Here is a 16,368-nt window from a genome sequence, read left to right as displayed (position 1 = left end):
GTTCAGCGGCTGAGCGGGTGGCCTTCCAGGAGGGCGCGGGTGTTCTCCCAGCCCTCCAGGCCCGGGTCGAGGAACCGCAGGTCGGCGGGGGTGCGGAGGCGGTGCCAGCCGGGGCCCTGCGGCACCAGGCCGGGGCGTGGCGCGGCGGCGCGCAACCGGGACAGGGCGTCCGGGGTGTCGAGGTCGACGTCGTGCAGGGCGGCGGCGAGCCAGCCCGGGAGAGGGAGGCGCGCGGCGAGCGCGACCAGGCCCTGACCGGCGCCTTCGGCCTGGCAGGCGGCGGCCGGGGCGCTGCCGAGGGCGCGGAACAGCTTGCCGAGCAGCAGCGGCGGCAGGTCGGGGGCGTCCGGGGCGACCAGTGCCGCGGACCCGGCGCCCAGCGCGTGCAGGGCCGCGAACGCGCCGGCGAGCGTGCCCTCCCGGACGATCGGCGTGCCCGGCCAGGTGACCGCCTCGGCGTCCGGCTGGTGGGGCGGGTCGAGGACGAGCGCGGGCGTCACCAGTTCGAGCCCGGCGACGACCTCGTAGGCGTCCTCCAGCAGGGCGAGGCGGAACTCGTCGGGATCGACGCCGGCGGGCGGCGCGCCCCCGTTCCGGGCGGGGAACGAGAGCACCGCGGCGAACCGGGCGGACGCGGCGGGACCGTCGGTCACCCGGCGGCCTCGCGCGGGAACTCGTCGCCGGTGTGCAGCCCGTCGCCGTGGTGGATGCCGCCGACCTCGTCGTCGGGCGCGTCGGCCTCCAGCGGCAGGTGCGCGGCGGCGGCGACGCCCTCCAGGTAGCCGCGGGCCCGGTCGGCCTTCGGGTAGTTGGCGACCAGGTCCCAGAAGTCGGCGCCGTGCCCGGGGACGAGCAGGTGCGCCAGCTCGTGGACGAGGACGTAGTCGACCACCCAGCCGGGCATGCCGCGCAGCCGGGTCGACAGCCGGATCGTGCCGTCGTCGGGGGTGCAGGACCCCCAGCGGGCGCGCTGGTTGGCGACCCAGCGGACGCTGGTGGGGTCGGCGCGGCCGTCCAGGTAGCGGCGGGACAGGTCGCGGGCGCGCGACTGGAGGTCGGCGTCGGTGGGCCGCCGGCGGCGCTCCCGCTCCGCGAGCCGCTCCAAGATGGTCGCGATCCACTGTTCCTCTTCGGCCTTGCTCAGCCTCGACGGAACCATCACCACCACCTTGTCGCCATCACGGTAGGCGGACACGGTTCGCCTGCGTCTGGCGCTGCGGCGGACCTCAACGTTTGGGGGCACGCCTGAACCGTACTCGAAGATTTGCCCGCGCCAAAGGGGGTGTTTGACGTTGCCGCAGGTCAACGCCTATCTTTTGACCATCCCTCGGGGCTTTGCACAAATCCTCGGGGAGGTGTCGCCGGCTTTACTCGCCGGTGAATTCCGGGCTGCGCTTCTCCCGCTGGGCGGCCAGTCCCTCGCGCATGTCGCGGGACGACATCGTGACCGGCTGCGCGAGCGACTCCCAGCGCAGTGCCGCCTCCATGTCGGCGTGCCCGCCGCCGGCGAGGGCGACCTTGGTGAGCCGGGTCGCGATCGGCGCCTGCGCGGCGATCCGGGCGGCGACCCCGAGCGCCTTCTCCAGCAGTTCCGCGCGGGGGAACGCCTGGTTGGCCAGCCCGTTGGCGGCGGCTTCGGCGCCGGTGAGGACGCGTCCGGCCAGCAGCATCTCGCGGGCCAGCGGCAGCCCCGCCACCTCGGGGAACAGCCACGTCGCGGCCATGCCGGGGTGCAGCCCGAGGGCGGTGAACGGGGCGAGGAGCTTGGCGTCCTCGGCCGCGTAGCGCAGGTCGCAGGCGAGGGCGAGGCACAGCCCGGCGCCGACGGCGTGCCCGTTGACCGCGGCGATCGTCGGCACCTCCAGGCCGCGGATCGCCAGCCAGGTCCGGTAGAACTCCAGCATCCGGTCGCGCAGCGGCGGGACGGCGACGGAGTTGGTGTCCGCGAGCCAGGACAGGTTCCCGCCGGAGCTGAAGGCGCTGCCCGCGCCGGTGACGACGACGCAGCGCAGCCCGGCGTCGCCGCGCAACCGCTCGATGGCGTCCTTCCACGCGGCGGTCATCTCGTCCGACATCGCGTTGCGGCGGTCGGCGTCGTTCAGGGTGAGGACGGCGACCCCGTCGGGGCGGCGTTCGACCAGCAGCGGGTCGGCGGAGTCTCCGGGCATGCCCGGCACGGTACCGAATCTCGCTCGGCGGCACCGCCCCGGGGCCGTGAGAAAGCGCACACTTACCGCGTACGAGCAGGTCAGCGAGGTGCACCGAAGAGGGCACCGGCTTTACTCTGCGGTGGTTGTGGCGTGAACGACATCCGATCACCGACAATGTACGGCGTGAGCGATCTTCCCCGCCGCGCGGTGACGCGGTCAGCAAAGCTGGCGTCCCTCCCCATCGGCTTCGCGGGTCGCACCGCGCTCGGCGTCGGGAAGCGGACCTTCGGCAAGCCGGCCGAGGCCGTCGCGTTGGAGATCCAGACCCGCACCGCCGAGCAGCTGTTCAAGGTCCTCGGCGAGCTCAAGGGCGGGGCGATGAAGCTCGGCCAGATGCTGTCGATCTTCGAGGCGGCGCTGCCGCCGGAGATCGCCGGGCCGTACCGGGCCACGCTGACCAAGCTGCAGGAGGCCGCTCCCCCGCTGCCGGTGTCGACCGTCCACAAGGTGCTGGAGGAGTTCCTCGGCCCGGACTGGCGCGACTACTTCGAGTCGTTCGACGACCAGCCGGCCGCCGCCGCGTCCATCGGGCAGGTGCACCGCGCCGTCTGGCACGACGGCCGCGCCGTCGCGGTGAAGGTGCAGTACCCGGGCGCCGGGAAGGCGCTGATCAGCGACTTCAACCAGCTCGCCCGCCTCGGCCGGCTGTTCGGCGTGCTGATGCCGGGGCTGGACGTGAAGTCGATGCTCGCCGAGCTCAAGGAGCGGGTGGTCGAGGAGCTCGACTACACGATCGAGGCCGAGTCGCAGTCGCAGTTCCGCGCGGCCTACCTCGACGACCCCGACTTCTACATCCCGGAGGTCATCGCCCAGTCCGGGAACATCCTGATCACCGAGTGGATGGAGGGCACCCTCCTCTCGAAGATCATCAGCGATGGGGACCAGGAGACCCGCAACCACGCGGCCCTGCTGTACTGCCGGTTCCTGCTGTCGGGGCCGAAGCGCTCCGGGATGCTGCACGGCGACCCGCACCCCGGCAACTTCCGGCTGCTGGCCGACGGGCGGCTCGGCGTCCTGGACTTCGGCGCCGTCGACCGCATCCCCGGCGGCTTCCAGCGCCGGCTCGGCCTGCTGCTGCGGATCGGCACGATGGCCGACATCGACGAGGTCGAGGACGCGCTGCGCCGCGAGGACTTCATCCGCGAGGGCGTCGAGATCGACGCCGAGTCGCTGCAGGCGTTCCTCGCCCCGATCACCGAGCCGTTCGTCACCGAGACGTTCAAGTTCAACCGGGAGTGGCTGCGCGACATGGCGGCCCAGGTCACCGACCTGCGCCCGTCCAACGTCGTCCGGCAGCTGAACCTGCCGCCGGAGTACGTGATCATCCACCGGGTGCTGTCGGCCGGCACCGGCGTGCTGTGCCAGCTCGAATGCGAGATCCCGGCCCGCGCCGAGTCGCTGAAGTGGGTACCGGGCTTCGCCGACGACGAGGACGGCGAACTGGTCTCCGGCTGACCGGCTCCGGCCGCGCCGAGCGGACATGGCGGGCCGAGCGGACAGGGCGGAGCCCCGCGCACTGATGGGGTGCGCGGGGCTCCGCTCTTTCGCGCGTCCGGTGGAGTGGGGCCATCGGACGCGCTCCACGTGCCCGCCGGGAGGCGCTCCCGTCCGCCAAACCATCCAAGAAGGACGGATGGGGCCTCGACCGGGCGGGCACTCGTTCGTCTGGGGCAGAGGCCGGCCCCCGGTGAGCGGCCTCTGCGCGGTCAGTCCCTGTAGTGGGACCGCGGGGCGTGCGTGTACGACTCGCCCCGGGCGGTCGGGGCGAGCAGGACGCGCCGGACGCGGGACGCCCTGGTCCGGGCGTCCCGGCGCGCCCGCCGCAGCGCGCGCACACGGGCGGCCATCTCGTCCGGCACGGTCGCCGGTATTCGTTCTCTCGACAGGTCCTGGCTGAGCAACGTCATCTCGTTCTCCCCGGCCGCCCGGAGGCGCGGTCCCCGCGTGGGGGCCACGCCTCCGGGGTCGATTCGGCTGAGCGTCGCGGGCATCACTGCCTCACACCGTCACTTCGTCCGGCCGCGGGTGCTTGCGCGGGCGGCCGCGCGGCCGCTTGCGCGGCACGATCACACCGCGGACGAAGAGCTCGCCGCCCCAGACGCCCCACGGCTCCTTGCGCTCGAGAGCGCCGGCGAGGCACTCCTTGCGGAGCGGGCACTCCAGGCACAGGGCCTTGGCGAGCTCGACGTCGGCGGGAGCCTCGGCGAAGAACAGCTCCGGGTCGGTCCGGCACGGAAGCGTGAGGTCCTCCTCGCTGATCGCGAGGGCCCCCTGCATCACAGTCACCCTTGTTCCTCTCGTTGGATCTCAACGGGTGTTCGGTGGGTCTGGACAAAGAGAAAGGCCGCGGATCCGGTGTCTGGATCCGCGGCCTGGGGGCTTGCCGGTTGTCTTGCTAGACCGGTCGCCTCCAGGGGTACGGACCCGACACGCCACCCTTGACGGTGGCGCCCGTGTGGGCCGTGGCCGGAGCCGGGACGTCCAAGTCCTCGATAAGGCGTTCGAAGACACTCCGCCCCTGGTCGTCCTGGATCAGCTGCTCGAATCGCAGATCGCGCGGGTTCGCCCGCTGCTCGTCACGCAGCCACACGCGCGCATAGGCGCCGGGCATGGCGAGGCGGGACGAGGAGGTGCCGCGCAGCGAGACACAGGGCATCGAGGCACCGAGGCGTGCGCCGTTCCAGGACGACGTGAATTCGCTCAACGTGTTGCTCACCGGACTGCACACCACCTCTCTGGCTCCTCGGACCGGACCCGGCGGGATCAAGATCCACACCGGACGGCCGGCTGATTGCTCGCGACGAGCGTACGGGGATCTCGCCGAATCAAGCAAGATATTTTTGACCTGCGGTTTTGTGGGTGAGTTCACCCTTTTCCCGGGAAACCCGCGCCGTCTCACCGGCGTCGAACCTCACGGGATTCCCGTGAAGAACGATCTTCCCAGGATACGGCCGGGCCCGCCCGGCCGCCACCTCCGGACGCGGGTGGCGGCGGGGCCGGGGGATCAGCCCGCCGACCGGTCGCGCAGCTCGCGGAAGAACTCGCGGACGTCCTGCAGCAGCAGGTCGGGGGCGTCGTGGGCGGCCCAGTGACCGCCGCGGTCGTACTCGCGCCAGTGGACGATGTTCCGGTGGTCGCGCTCGGCGAAGCGGCGCAGCGGCCGGAAGTCGTAGGCGAACGACGCCAGCCCGATCGGGAACGTGGTCGGCTCGGACGCCTGCGGCTCGTGGTGGTTCTCGTAGTAGAAGCGGGCCGTGGACGCCGACGTGTTCGTCAGCCAGTAGATCGTGGCGATGGTCAGGATCGTGTCGGGGTCGGGCAGGCCGGCCAGGAGCTGGCCGACCCAGGCCAGCTGCCCGGCCGGCGAGTCCGACAGCGCGTGCGCGAGGGTCTGCGGCTGGGCCTGCTGGGCGCGGTCGTGGATGGAGTGCGCGACGAACCCCTGCAGGAACCGCAGGTACTCCTCCTCCGCCGGGGTGATGCCGGCGAGCTCGGCCGGGTCGCCCGTCGGGAAGGAGAAGATCTGGTTGACGTGGACGCCGATCACCCGGTCCGGGTGGCGGCGTCCGAGCCAGGGGCTGACGATCGCGCCGGCGTCGTTGCCGTGCGCGCCGAAGCGGTCGTAGCCGAGGCGCGCCATCAGCTCGGCCCAGGCGTCGGCGGTGCGGGCCGAGCCCCAGCCCTTGGTGCGGGTGGGCGCCGAGAACCCGAAGCCGGGCAGGGACGGGACGACGACGTGGAACGCGTCCGCCGGGTCGCCGCCGTGCGCCGCCGGGTCGGTGAGCGGGCCGATCAGGTCCAGGTACTCGGTGAACGTGTTCGGCCAGCCGTGGGTGAGGATCAGCGGGGTGGCGTCCGGCTCCGGCGACCGGACGTGCAGGAAGTGGATCAGCTGGCCGTCGATCTCGGTGGTGAACTGCGGGAACTCGTTCATCCGCGCCTCCTGGGCGCGCCAGTCGAACCCGATCCAGCGGGTCACCAGGTCGCGGACGAAGGAGACGGGCACGCCGTACTCCCAGCCCGGCTGGACCGGGCCCTTCTGGACGCCGTCGGTCACCTCGGACTCGGGCAGCTCGTCGGCGAAGCGCGTGCGGGCCAGGCGGTCGCGCAGGTCGTCCAGGTCGGCCTGCGGCACGTCGATGCGGAACGGTGTGATCTCGAAGCTCATCGGAGCCCTCCTCATTCGGTACTCCGAGTCTGTTGCGCGGCGCCGCGCGGGAGTAGTGCCCGGTGCACGGCCTGAACTGCGGTTCGCAGGCCGCTGACGTGCAGATTGCATAATTGCCGCCATGCGCGACAGCCGCCTGCCCCTCTTCGCCGGGATCGTCCTGTTCTGGACGTACCGGATCCTGGTGCTGTGGGCGGACCCCGGCCCCGGCGGCCCGCCCGGGGCGGCGGCGCTGCTCGCCGGGACGGGCGCGGCAGTCGGCCTCGGCGTCCTGCAGGCGCGGGCGCTGGCCTGGCGCGGCTCGCTCGGCAACCTCGCGGCGCAGGCGGTGCTTGCGTATGCGCCGCTGCTCGTCCTCGGCGGCGCCTGGCGGCCCGCGGCGCCGCTGCTCATGGCGTCGGTGCTGCTGCTCGCCGCACCGGCCCGCGCGCGCCTGCCGGCCGCCGCGTCCATCGTGGCCGCCGAGTTCGTGATCAGGGCGGTGTGGCTGCCCGACGCCGGCACGGGGTACGCCATCTGGGCCGCCGTGGTGACGCTCACCGGCGGGCTCCAGTTCCTCGCCCTGGCGCGGCTCGGACATCTGGTCCGCGCGCTGGAGGCCACCCGCACCGAGTTGGCCGCCCGGCGCGCCGCCGGGGAGCGGCTGCGGATCGCGCGCGGCCTGCGCGCCGAGCTGGGGCGGCGGCTGTCGGCCGCCGCGACGTCCGCCGACCCGGCCGAGATCACGGCGGCGGCGCGGGCGGCGCTGGCCCGCGCCCGGTCGGTCGCCGACGACTACCGGGACCGGTCGCTGGCGGCCGAGATCGAGGCGGCGCGCACGGTGCTCGCGGCGTCCGGCGTGCCGGTGCGCGTCGAGGCGGACGCCGCCGTGCCGCCCGCGCCGCGGGCCGAGGCGGCGCTGGCCGGGGTGCTGCGCCGCACCGTGGTGGCGGCGCTGCGGGACGGCCGCCCCGACGGCTGCGTGATCGAGTGCCGGACGGGCCCCGGCGGGCCCGAGCGGCTGCGGGTGGCCTTCTCCGGTCCCGTGCCGCCGTTCGCGGAGCCGCTGGCGGCCTCGTCCGCCGAGATCGCCGGGCTCGGCGGGCGGCTCGCCGCCGGACCCGCCGTGGAGGCGGAGATCCCGCGGGCGCGGGCCTGGACGGGCGGCCCGGTCGGCGCGGCCCCGTGGCTGGCCTTCGCCGTCCTCCTGGTCGTGGAGCTGGACCATCTCGGCACGGTCGCGGCCAGCGTGCTGATGGCGCGGGAGGCGGGCGTCGCGGTGGACCCGGCGCGGCTGGCGGTGGCGGCGGTCGCGCTCCCGCTGGTCGCGGCGTTGCAGCTCTACCATGTGCTGCCGCGCGGCGAGGCCCGGCCGCGGCGCTGGGCCCTCCCGGCCCAGATCGCGCTGATCCTGGCGGCGTTCGCCGTGGCGGGGCCGCTCGTCCCGGCGGCCTACGGCGGGCTGCCCGCGACGTACGGCGGGCTGGTCGCGGGCGTGGTGCTGCTGAACGTCCGGCCGCCCTGGACGTGGGCGGCGGCCGCCGCGCTGCTGCTGATGCCGTTCCCGCTGCTGTACGGCGCGCGCCCGCCGGCGGTGGTGCTGCTCAGCGTGCTCGCCTCGGCGGCCTTCATGATCTCCGTCCACGCGCTGGGCCGGCTGCCCGTCACGGCGGCCCGGCTGGACCGGGCGCGCCGCGAGCTGGTCCGCACGTCCGTGCTCCGCGAGCGGCTGCGGATCGCGCGGGACGTCCACGACCTGCTCGGCTCGCAGCTGTCGGCGATCATCATCCGGGGCGGGATCGCGGCGGGCCCGGCGGACGGCGCGCGGCTGGCGGAGCTGGCGGGCGCGGCGCTGGCGACGGTCCGCTCGATCGGCGCGGAGCCCGCACCGCTGCGGCTCGCCGCCGAGGTCGAGAGCGCGCGGGACCTGCTGGGCGCGGCCGGGGCGCGGGTCCGCGTCACGGTGGCGGAGCCGCCGGCGGCGGTCGCCGCCCTGTTCGCCGTCGTGCTGCGGGAGTCGGTGACCAACGTGGTCCGGCACGCGCGGGCGCGGCGCTGCGAGATCTCGATCACGCCCGTCCGGCTCCGCGTCTCCAACGACGGGGCGCCGCGTGCCGGCGTCCGCCGGACGCGGCGGGGCGAGGCGGGCGGGGCCGGTCTCGCCAACCTGCGCTCCCGCGCGGTGGAGGCCGGGGGCGCGCTGGCCGTCGAGCACGCGGACGGCCGGTTCACCCTCACCGTCGAGGTGCCGGACGCCGGCCCGTCAGATCCAGCCCGCCTCGGTGGCGATGCGGATGGCGTCGACCCGGTTGCGGGCGCCCAGCTTGGTCACCGCTGACGCGAGGTAGTTGCGGACGGTCCCGTAGGACAGCCCGATCCTGGCCGCGATCTGCGGCGGCTCGGCGCCGGACGCGGTCAGCCGCAGCACCTCGCGCTCGCGGTCGGTGAGCGGGCAGTCCGGGGCGTCGAGCGCGGCGAAGGCGAGCTGCGGGTCGACGACGCGGCCGCCGGCGGCGACGGTGCGGACGGCGGCCACCAGCTCGCCGGGCGCGCTGTCCTTGACCATGAACCCGGCGACCCCGGCCGCCATCGCGCGCCGCAGCGTCCCGGGCCGGCCGACCCCGGTCAGGATCAGCACGCGGCAGCCCGGCAGGTGCCGGGCCAGTTCCGCCGCCGCGCTGACGCCGTCCAGGCCGGGCAGCTCGATGTCGAGCACGGCGACGTCCGGCCCGGTGCGCAGGGCGGCGGCGACGATCGCGTCCCCGGCCGCCACCTGCGCGACGACCTCGACGTCGTCCTCCCGGTCGAGGAGGTCGGCCAGCGCCTCCCGGAGGATCCGCACGTCCTCCGCCAGCAGCACCTTGATCAACGGCGTGCCCCCCGCCGTGATCAGCGCTTGCGCTCGCCGTCGGAGACGCGCACGAGGCCCTCCTGCATGACGGACACGACCAGCTCGCCCTGCCGGGTGAACACCTGGCCGCGGGCGAGGCCCCGGGCGCCGCCGGCGAACGGCGTGTCCTGGTAGTACAGCAGCCAGTCGTCGGCGCGGAACGGCCGGTGGAACCACATCGCGTGGTCGAGGCTGGCGCCCATCGTCCGCTTGTCGCCCCAGGCCAGGCCGTGGTTGAGCAGGACGGTGTCGAGCAGCGTCATGTCCGAGGCGTAGGTCATCAGGCAGACGTGCAGCAGCGGGTCGTCCGGCAGGTCGCCGTCCACCTTCAGCCACACCTTCGACTCGGGGGTGGCGAGCGCCGGGTCCTTGGCCGCCTCCCAGGTCAGCGGCGTCGCGTGCCGGATGTCGAACGGGCGCCGGGTGACGAACTCGCGCGCGCCGACCTCGCCGAACACCGGCGTCAGCCGGGTCAGGCCGTCCGGCAGCGTCTCGGGGACGGGCGCGTCCGGCATGGGGGCCTGGTGGAACGGCCCCTCCTCGGCGATCTGGAACGACGCCGACAGCGTGAAGATCGCCTTGCCGTGCTGGACGGCCATGACCCGGCGCGTCGTGAACGACCGGCCGTCGCGCACCCGGTCGACGGTGTAGACGATCGGGACGAGCGGGTCGCCGGGCCGGATGAAGTAGGCGTGCAGCGAGTGCACGGGCCGGTTCGCGGGGACGGTGCGCCCGGCGGCGACGAGCGCCTGCCCGGCCACCTGGCCGCCGAAGACGCGCTGCCGCCGCTCCTCGGGGCTGCGGCCGCGGAAGATGTCGTTCTCGATCTGTTCGAGGTCGAGCAGGTCCAGCAGGGCCTTGAGCGATTCCTTCACGGCGGCCAGTCTTCCGTATCGGCCCCAGTGACCGGGATCTCACCCCCGCGGCACCGGCTCGTCCGCTAAGCCCCCGTGACCGGAATCTCACCCCGCGGACCCGCACTCCCCGGCCCGGGGAACACCGGCGGCACGCATCATCGCTAGCGTGTCCGGTTCGGTGGCCGTGCAGGCCGGGCGGCTCGCGAGGCGGCGGGTCAGTGGCCGCAGAGGGTGAGGACGGCGTCGCCGTAGCGGTCGAGCTTCACCTTGCCGACGCCCGGGATGCGGGCGAGGTCCTCCAGGGAGTCGGGGGCGTGCTCGGCGATCGCCTGCAGGGTGGCGTCGGTGAACACGACGTAGGCGGGGATCTTCTGCTCGGCGGCGACCTCGGCGCGCCAGTCCTTCAGGGCGAGGAGGAGTTCCTCGTTCAGCTCGGACGGGCAGTCCTCGCAGCGGCCGAGCTTGCGTTCGACGGCGGCGGTCAGCGGGCGGCCGCAGACGCGGCACGGCTGCGGGCCCTTGGCCGGGCGGCGCTTGGAGCGGTCGGCGCGGGGCGGGGTGTGCGTGGTGGTCTTGCCGGTCAGGCCGTCCAGGAAGCGGGACGGGCGGCGCGTCTGCGACCCGCCGGGCGAGCGCGACAGCGCCCACGAGAGCGCCAGGTGGACGCGGGCCCGCGTCACCCCGACGTAGAGGAGGCGGCGCTCCTCCTCGATCTGGGCGGGCGTCTTGGCGTAGATGATGGGCAGCGTGCCCTCGGCCAGCCCGACGAGGAACACCGCGTCCCACTCCAGGCCCTTGGCGGCGTGCAGCGACGCGAGCGTGACGCCCTCCAGCGGCGGCGCGTGCTGCGCGGCGGCGCGCTCCTCCAGTTCGGCGACGAAGTCGGCGAGGCCGGCCTTCGGGTTGTCGGCGGCCATGTCCTCGGCGAGCTGGGCGAGCGCGGCGAGCGACTCCCAGCGCGCGCGGGCCGCGCCCGCGCCCTCGGGCGGCTGGTCGGTGAACCCCGCCCCCGACAGGACGTGCCGGACGGTCTGGATCAGCCCCGTCCCGTCGGTCTCGGGGTCGGCGCCCGCCCGCGCCGCGCCGCGCAGCCGGACCACCGCCTCGCGCACCTCGGGCCGCTCGAAGAACCGCTCCGCGCCCCGCAGCACGTACGGGACGCCCGCCGCCGCGAGCGCCGACTCGTAGGTCTCGGACTGCGCGTTGACGCGGAACAGGATCGCGATCTCCCGCGCGGGGACGCCCTCGTCGATCAGCTTGCGGGCCTGCCGGGCGGCGTCGTCGGCCTCGGCGACCTCGTCGTCGTACTCGTTGAACACCGGCTCGGGGCCGTCCGCGCGCTGGGCCAGCAGCTCCAGCTTGTGGCGGGCGCCGCGCGCCTGCCCGATCACGCCGTTGGCCAGCCGGACCACCTGCGGCGTCGACCGGTAGTCGCGGACGAGCTTCACGACCTTCGCGCCCGGGTGCTCGCGGGTGAAGTCGAGCAGGTGGGACGGGGACGCGCCGGTGAAGGAGTAGATCGTCTGGTTGGGGTCGCCGACGACGCACAGGTCGTCGCGGTCGCCGAGCCAGGTGTCGAGCAGCATCTTCTGCAGCGGGTTGACGTCCTGGAACTCGTCGACCACGAAGTACCGGTACTGCTCGCGGACCTGGTTCGCGACCTCCCGGTGCTCGGTGAGGACGGCGGCGGTCAGCTCCAGCATCCCCTCGAAGTCGAGCAGGTTGCGCTCCCGCCTGAGCTGCTCGTACATCGCGTAGACGCGGGCCACGTCGACGACGTCGGCGGGCGGCTTGCGGTCGGCCTTGGCGACGGCGGCGGGGTAGTCCTCGGGGCGGTGCTGGGTGACCTTCGCCCACTCGATCTCGCTCGCGAGGTCGCGCAGCTCGGTGCGCGCGAACGACAGCCGGCACGCGCGCGCGGCGTCGGCGACCAGCCCGATCTTCGAGTCGACGATCTTGGGCGCCTCGCCGCCGATGACCCGCGGCCAGAAGTAGCTCAGCTGCCGCAGCGCCGCCGCGTGGAACGTGCGGGCCTGCACGCCGGGCGCGCCGAGCTGCCGGAGCCGGCTGCGCAGCTCCCCCGCCGCGCGCGTGGTGAACGTCACGGCGAGCACCCGCTGCGGCGTGACGACACCGGTCAGCGTCGCGTAGGCGATCCGGTGGGTGATGGCCCTGGTCTTGCCCGTCCCGGCGCCCGCGAGCACGCACACCGGCCCCTTCACCGCCTCGGCGACCGCCCGCTGTTCGGGGTCGAGTCCCTCCAGCACCGACTCAGCCAACATGCCCCCATACTCGCAGCCCGTCCCACGTGCATCAGCCGATACGCCGCCTGTGGACGACCAGGAATGCCCGGGGGCTGTCTACTGTTCTGGCGTAGGCACCGACTGTCCGAACGAACGAGGAGACCACGAAGCGATGGCGACGCCGACGACCGGCCAGCTCACCATGTACACGACGTCCTGGTGCGGGTTCTGCCGCCGGCTGAAGAGCCAGCTCGCGCGGGACGGCATCGAGATGGTCGAGGTCGACATCGAGCGCGACCCCGAGGCCGCCGACTTCGTCATGAGCGTCAACGGCGGAAACCAGACCGTCCCCACGGTCCTGTTCCCGGACGGCACGGCCGCGACGAACCCCAGCGCCAAGGAGGTCAAGCGCCGCCTGGCGGAGATCGCGAAGACCGCGTAGCCCGGTCGCGCGGAAGGCCCGCCGGCCACCGGCCGGCGGGCCTCGCCATGTCAGAAACCGGGCAGGTCAGAAGGCGGGCATCTTGGGGAGTTCGCCGCCGTACCAGCGCATGATGAGCTGCGCGGCGATGGACAGCGGGCCCGGCGCGACGATCTCGCCCGCCTCGATGGCGGCGCGCAGCTCGTCGCGGGTGTACCAGGCGGCGTCCTGGATCTCCTCCGGGTCGGGGTTCAGCGGGACGGCGCCGTCCGTGTGCGCGGTGAAGCCCAGCATGAGGCTCTGCGGCAGCGGCCACGGCTGGCTGCCGAGGTAGTGGACGTCCTGGACGGCGAGCCCGACCTCCTCCTTCACCTCCCGCGCGACGGCCTGCTCCAGCGACTCGCCCGGCTCGACGAACCCGGCGAGGATGGAGCGGCGGTCGGCGGGCCACTGCGGGCCGCGGGCCAGCAGGATGCGGTCGTCCTCGTCGGTCACCAGCATGATCACGGCCGGGTCGACGCGCGGGAAGTGCTGCGAGCCGTCCTCCGGGCAGACGCGCACGTGGCCGGCGGACGCCACCCGGGTCCGGGCGCCGCAGCGCGGGCAGAACCCGTGGGTGCCGTGCCAGTGCTCCAGCGCGACGGCGTGGGTGAGCAGGCCGGAGTCGCGGTCGCCGAGGAGCGCGCCGACGCGGCGCAGCCCGGCCGGTTCGGCCCCCTCGATGGCGGGCAGCGGCCCGGACACGCCGAAGTACACGGTGCCGTCGTCGTCGGCGCCGAGGAGCCAGCGCTCACCGTCCGGCGCCTGCGCGGGCGGGACGAGCACGAGCGCCGGGCTGGGCTCGTAGACCACGAGGGACTGCCCGTTCTGGATGACGAGGACGCGCGTCTCCGGATCGTTCCAAGCGGCGTCCAGCCAGGCGTCGTCGCGGCGGTTCAGCGCGGCCCGGTCGAGGGTTCCGCGCGCGAGCGCGAGCCACTCCAGTGGGGCTTCGGTCACAACTGCTCCTCTCCCGGGTATGTCAGCGCAGCGCGGTGGCGAGTTCTTCCCACAGGTGCGCGGCGGCCTCGGCGCCCTTGAGCAGCAGCGGGATCTCGACCTTCTCGTTGGGGGCGTGGATGCGGTCGCCGTTCAGCCCGACCGCGACGAAGACGAGCGGCGCGTCCAGGATGTCGGCGAGGTCGGCCTCGGGGCCGCTGCCGCCCTCGCGGGTGAACAGCACCTCGGTGCCGAACGCCCGCTCCATCGCGCGCCGGGCGGCGGCCACGACGGGCGAGTCGATCGGCGAGAAGCACGGGCGGACGCCGCCGGCCGGGCAGCGCACCTCGGCGTCCACGCCGGGCGGGGCGTGCTCGGCGACCCACGCCTTGAACGCCTCCTGGACCTTGCGGGGGTCCTGGCCGGCGACGAGCCGGAAGGAGATCTTGGCGTGCGCGTCGCGCGGGACGATCGTCTTGCCGCCCGGCCCGGTGTGCCCGCCCCACATGCCGTTGATCTCGGCGGTGGGGCGCGCCCAGATGCGCTCCAGGGTCGTGTAGCCCTTCTCGCCCTGCGCGGCGCGGCTCTCGCCCGCGGTGCGCAGCCACTCGTCCTCGTCGAACGGCAGGCGCGCGAACGACGCGCGCTCCTCGTCCGTCAGCGGGACGACGTCGTCGTAGAAGCCGGGGAGGGTGACGCGGCCGTCGGCGTCGTGCAGGGCGGCGAGCAGCGCCGCCATCGCGTGCAGCGGGTTCGGGACGGCGCCGCCGAACGAGCCGGAGTGCAGGTCGGTGGACGGGCCGCGCAGCGTGACCTCGACCTCGGTGAGCCCGCGCATCCCGGTGCACATGGACGGGACGTCCGCCGCCCACATCGTGGTGTCGCTGATGACGACGGCGTCGCAGGCGAGCCGGTCGCGGTGGGCGCGGAGCAGGTCGGCGAAGTGCACCGAGCCCGCCTCCTCCTCGCCCTCGACCAGCAGCTTGACGGTCACGGGCGGGGCCTGCCGGCCGGACGCGGCGAGCAGCGCGCGCAGGCCGAGCGTGTGGAAGAAGACCTGGCCCTTGTCGTCGGAGGCGCCGCGCCCGATGAGCTGATCGCCCTTCTCGACGGGCGCGAACGGGTCGGTCTCCCATTCGGTGAGCGGCTCGACCGGCTGGACGTCGTGGTGGCCGTAGACGACGACGGCGGGGGCGCCGGGGTCGTCGGCGGGCCATTCGGCGAAGACGGCCGGGTGGCCGCCGGTCTCCCACATCTCGACGGTCGGGAAGCCCTGCCCGCGCAGGTAGGAGACGAGCCAGGCGGCCGAGTCGCGGACGTCGGCGGCGTGCGCCGGGTTCCCGGAGATGGACGGGATCGCCAGCCACTCCTTCAGATCGGCGACGAATCTGTCCCGTTCCGCCTGGATGTACCCGACCACGTCGTTCACCGCATGCCCCTTCGCATGTGCGTTCTGTCGTACCGTTGCAACGGCGTTCCACCGGCCGGCACCGGCGCGTCCGGCCTTCTCCGGCCGGCACCCTCCGGCCGGCACCGCCGCGAGCTTACATCGACGTCAACGGAGTGTTAGGGGAAGCAGCTTGATCCTCATCGATCCGCCGCTGTGGCCCGCGCGCGGCCGTGTCTGGTCGCACATGGTGAGCGATGTCTCGTACGAGGAGCTGCACGCGTTCGCGGCGGACCTGGGGATGCCGCCCAGGGCCTTCGAGCGCGACCACTACGACGTCCCGTCCGAGCTGTACGAGGCCGCTGTGCTGCAGGGGGCGGAGGCGGTCGGCTGCCAGGAGTTGCTGTTGCGGCTCACCAAGGCGGGCCTGCGCCGCCGCAAGAGCTACCGCCCCCGCGTCACTCACTGAGCGCTGAGGCGGGCGCTAGGCGTTGAGCAGCATCAGTTCCGTGCGGATGTTGCTGCGCGCGCGTTCCTCGAACCGTTCGCGTGCGGGCGGTGTGTGGAAGAGCTTGGGGAGTGCCAGTAGGCCGTTGAGGACTTCTGCGCGTCCGGCTGCGAAGAACTCGTCGGGGACGAACGCGTACTCCTCCCTGACGGCGGCGGTGTAGGCGGCGTACTGGTCGGGGTCCGCGCCGAGGACGGCGAGGTCCGCGTCGCACAGGACCTGGCCGTTGCGGTCGTCCTCGCCGGGGGCGTGCGTGGTCGTGAGCTCGACCAGCCGGGCCACCTCCTGGACGCCGGCGGCCGCGAGGTCGGTGTCGGCGAGCATGCGGACGGCGAGGCGGGCGCTGCGCTCCTCGTTGTCGGCGCGCTCGGGGTCGTAGACGGCGTCGTGGAACCAGGCGGCGAGGCGGACGAGGTCGGGATCGGCGGCGTGCCCGGCCAGCTCGTCCACCAGGTCGAGGACGGCGGTCAGGTGCGCCCGGGTGTGGTAGCGGCGGTGCGGCTCGCCGTAGCGCTCGTCCAACTCCGTCCCGATATGTCGGGTGTGCGGCCCTGCCAGCGCGACCCACCGGTCGACAAGATCCATGGCCCCATCCTGGCGGACGCCCCGCCGGGCGGACCACCGGCCCGTCCGTGCGAGGGCACGCGCCGGGGACCGGGACACGCGGTGCGATCGTTCTTGCGCGCGCGGTGCCGCCCCGCCACTATGATCACTGCGAGTTAGGCAA

17 protein-coding genes are annotated in these 16,368 nt (G+C 74.0%); 4 read left to right on the top strand and 13 right to left on the bottom strand.

From position 1 onward, the window contains the following. Window positions 1–2: 2 nt before the first annotated feature. The 3 genes from AB0K34_RS15785 to AB0K34_RS15775 form a co-directional block, all read right to left on the bottom strand. On the bottom strand, window positions 3–653 hold the full coding sequence (locus AB0K34_RS15785) for a hypothetical protein (RefSeq protein WP_364549144.1): 651 nt from the start codon (window positions 651–653) through the stop codon (window positions 3–5). After that, window positions 650–1,195, bottom strand: coding sequence for a M48 family metallopeptidase (locus AB0K34_RS15780; RefSeq protein ID WP_171068929.1), 546 nt, complete (start codon window positions 1,193–1,195; stop codon window positions 650–652). Before AB0K34_RS15780 ends, AB0K34_RS15785 begins: the two co-directional genes overlap by 4 nt. Window positions 1,196–1,367: 172 nt before the next feature. Then, entirely contained in the window at window positions 1,368–2,168 is an 801-nt protein-coding gene (locus AB0K34_RS15775) for an enoyl-CoA hydratase-related protein (RefSeq protein WP_364549142.1), read from the bottom strand. A 165-nt stretch (window positions 2,169–2,333) separates the two neighbouring features. Here AB0K34_RS15775 and AB0K34_RS15770 point away from each other — a divergent pair, with 165 nt between their 5' ends. Continuing rightward, window positions 2,334–3,665 carry an AarF/ABC1/UbiB kinase family protein gene (locus tag AB0K34_RS15770; protein WP_364549140.1) on the top strand — a complete coding sequence of 444 codons (1,332 nt, stop codon included), beginning with the start codon at window positions 2,334–2,336 and terminating at the stop codon, window positions 3,663–3,665. 251 nt (window positions 3,666–3,916) lie between these two features. Here the strand turns inward: AB0K34_RS15770 and AB0K34_RS15765 are convergent, their stop codons facing one another. From AB0K34_RS15765 to AB0K34_RS15750, 4 genes are all read right to left on the bottom strand, one after another. Further along, the gene (locus AB0K34_RS15765; RefSeq protein ID WP_138635791.1) at window positions 3,917–4,117 is read right to left on the bottom strand and encodes a hypothetical protein; all 201 of its coding nucleotides are present in this window, start codon (window positions 4,115–4,117) and stop codon (window positions 3,917–3,919) included. A gap of 91 nt (window positions 4,118–4,208) precedes the next feature. Then, window positions 4,209–4,487: a WhiB family transcriptional regulator gene (locus AB0K34_RS15760; protein ID WP_117400278.1), complete on the bottom strand. Its 279-nt coding sequence runs from the start codon at window positions 4,485–4,487 to the stop codon at window positions 4,209–4,211. Between the two features lie 118 nt (window positions 4,488–4,605). Next, window positions 4,606–4,926: a hypothetical protein gene (locus tag AB0K34_RS15755; RefSeq protein WP_364549137.1), complete on the bottom strand. Its 321-nt coding sequence runs from the start codon at window positions 4,924–4,926 to the stop codon at window positions 4,606–4,608. A 288-nt stretch (window positions 4,927–5,214) separates the two neighbouring features. Beyond that, window positions 5,215–6,378, bottom strand: coding sequence for an epoxide hydrolase family protein (locus AB0K34_RS15750; protein ID WP_138635789.1), 1,164 nt, complete (start codon window positions 6,376–6,378; stop codon window positions 5,215–5,217). Window positions 6,379–6,499: 121 nt separating this feature from the next. Between AB0K34_RS15750 and AB0K34_RS15745 the strand changes: the two genes are divergently transcribed. After that, complete coding sequence (locus AB0K34_RS15745; protein WP_364549134.1) at window positions 6,500–8,695, top strand: histidine kinase; 2,196 nt, start codon at window positions 6,500–6,502, stop codon at window positions 8,693–8,695. On the opposite strand, the gene AB0K34_RS15740 is transcribed toward AB0K34_RS15745, so the two are convergent. The 3 genes from AB0K34_RS15740 to AB0K34_RS15730 form a co-directional block, all read right to left on the bottom strand. Continuing rightward, on the bottom strand, window positions 8,621–9,226 hold the full coding sequence (locus AB0K34_RS15740) for a response regulator transcription factor (RefSeq protein ID WP_138635787.1): 606 nt from the start codon (window positions 9,224–9,226) through the stop codon (window positions 8,621–8,623). The two genes, AB0K34_RS15745 and AB0K34_RS15740, sit on opposite strands and share 75 nt — an antisense overlap. 20 nt (window positions 9,227–9,246) lie before the next feature. Further along, window positions 9,247–10,122 (bottom strand): acyl-CoA thioesterase II, encoded by an 876-nt coding sequence (gene tesB, locus AB0K34_RS15735; RefSeq protein ID WP_364549131.1) that lies wholly within the window; start codon window positions 10,120–10,122, stop codon window positions 9,247–9,249. 197 nt (window positions 10,123–10,319) lie between these two features. Continuing rightward, complete coding sequence (locus tag AB0K34_RS15730; protein WP_364549128.1) at window positions 10,320–12,386, bottom strand: ATP-dependent DNA helicase UvrD2; 2,067 nt, start codon at window positions 12,384–12,386, stop codon at window positions 10,320–10,322. 133 nt (window positions 12,387–12,519) lie between these two features. Here AB0K34_RS15730 and AB0K34_RS15725 point away from each other — a divergent pair, with 133 nt between their 5' ends. Continuing rightward, window positions 12,520–12,789 (top strand): mycoredoxin, encoded by a 270-nt coding sequence (locus tag AB0K34_RS15725; protein WP_138635784.1) that lies wholly within the window; start codon window positions 12,520–12,522, stop codon window positions 12,787–12,789. A 66-nt stretch (window positions 12,790–12,855) separates the two neighbouring features. Here the strand turns inward: AB0K34_RS15725 and nudC are convergent, their stop codons facing one another. Both nudC and AB0K34_RS15715 read right to left on the bottom strand, forming a co-directional pair. Beyond that, window positions 12,856–13,767 (bottom strand): NAD(+) diphosphatase, encoded by a 912-nt coding sequence (gene nudC / locus AB0K34_RS15720; RefSeq protein ID WP_364549124.1) that lies wholly within the window; start codon window positions 13,765–13,767, stop codon window positions 12,856–12,858. Window positions 13,768–13,789: 22 nt separating this feature from the next. Further along, window positions 13,790–15,175 (bottom strand): dipeptidase, encoded by a 1,386-nt coding sequence (locus tag AB0K34_RS15715; RefSeq protein ID WP_364549121.1) that lies wholly within the window; start codon window positions 15,173–15,175, stop codon window positions 13,790–13,792. 151 nt (window positions 15,176–15,326) lie between these two features. On the opposite strand from AB0K34_RS15715, the gene AB0K34_RS15710 reads away from it, so the two are divergent. After that, complete coding sequence (locus AB0K34_RS15710) at window positions 15,327–15,602, top strand: DUF4031 domain-containing protein (RefSeq protein WP_171068928.1); 276 nt, start codon at window positions 15,327–15,329, stop codon at window positions 15,600–15,602. Window positions 15,603–15,617: 15 nt separating this feature from the next. Here the strand turns inward: AB0K34_RS15710 and AB0K34_RS15705 are convergent, their stop codons facing one another. Beyond that, window positions 15,618–16,226, bottom strand: a complete 609-nt coding sequence (locus tag AB0K34_RS15705) for an HD domain-containing protein (protein WP_364549118.1) — start codon at window positions 16,224–16,226, stop codon at window positions 15,618–15,620. Window positions 16,227–16,368: the final 142 nt, after the last annotated feature.

Origin of the sequence: Actinomadura sp. NPDC049382, assembly GCF_040677125.1 — a bacterium.
In the GTDB taxonomy this organism is placed as follows: domain Bacteria; phylum Actinomycetota; class Actinomycetes; order Streptosporangiales; family Streptosporangiaceae; genus Spirillospora; species Spirillospora geliboluensis.
The sequence above is the reverse complement of the archived record's forward strand: the minus strand, read 5'-3'. Positions and strand labels throughout refer to the sequence as shown.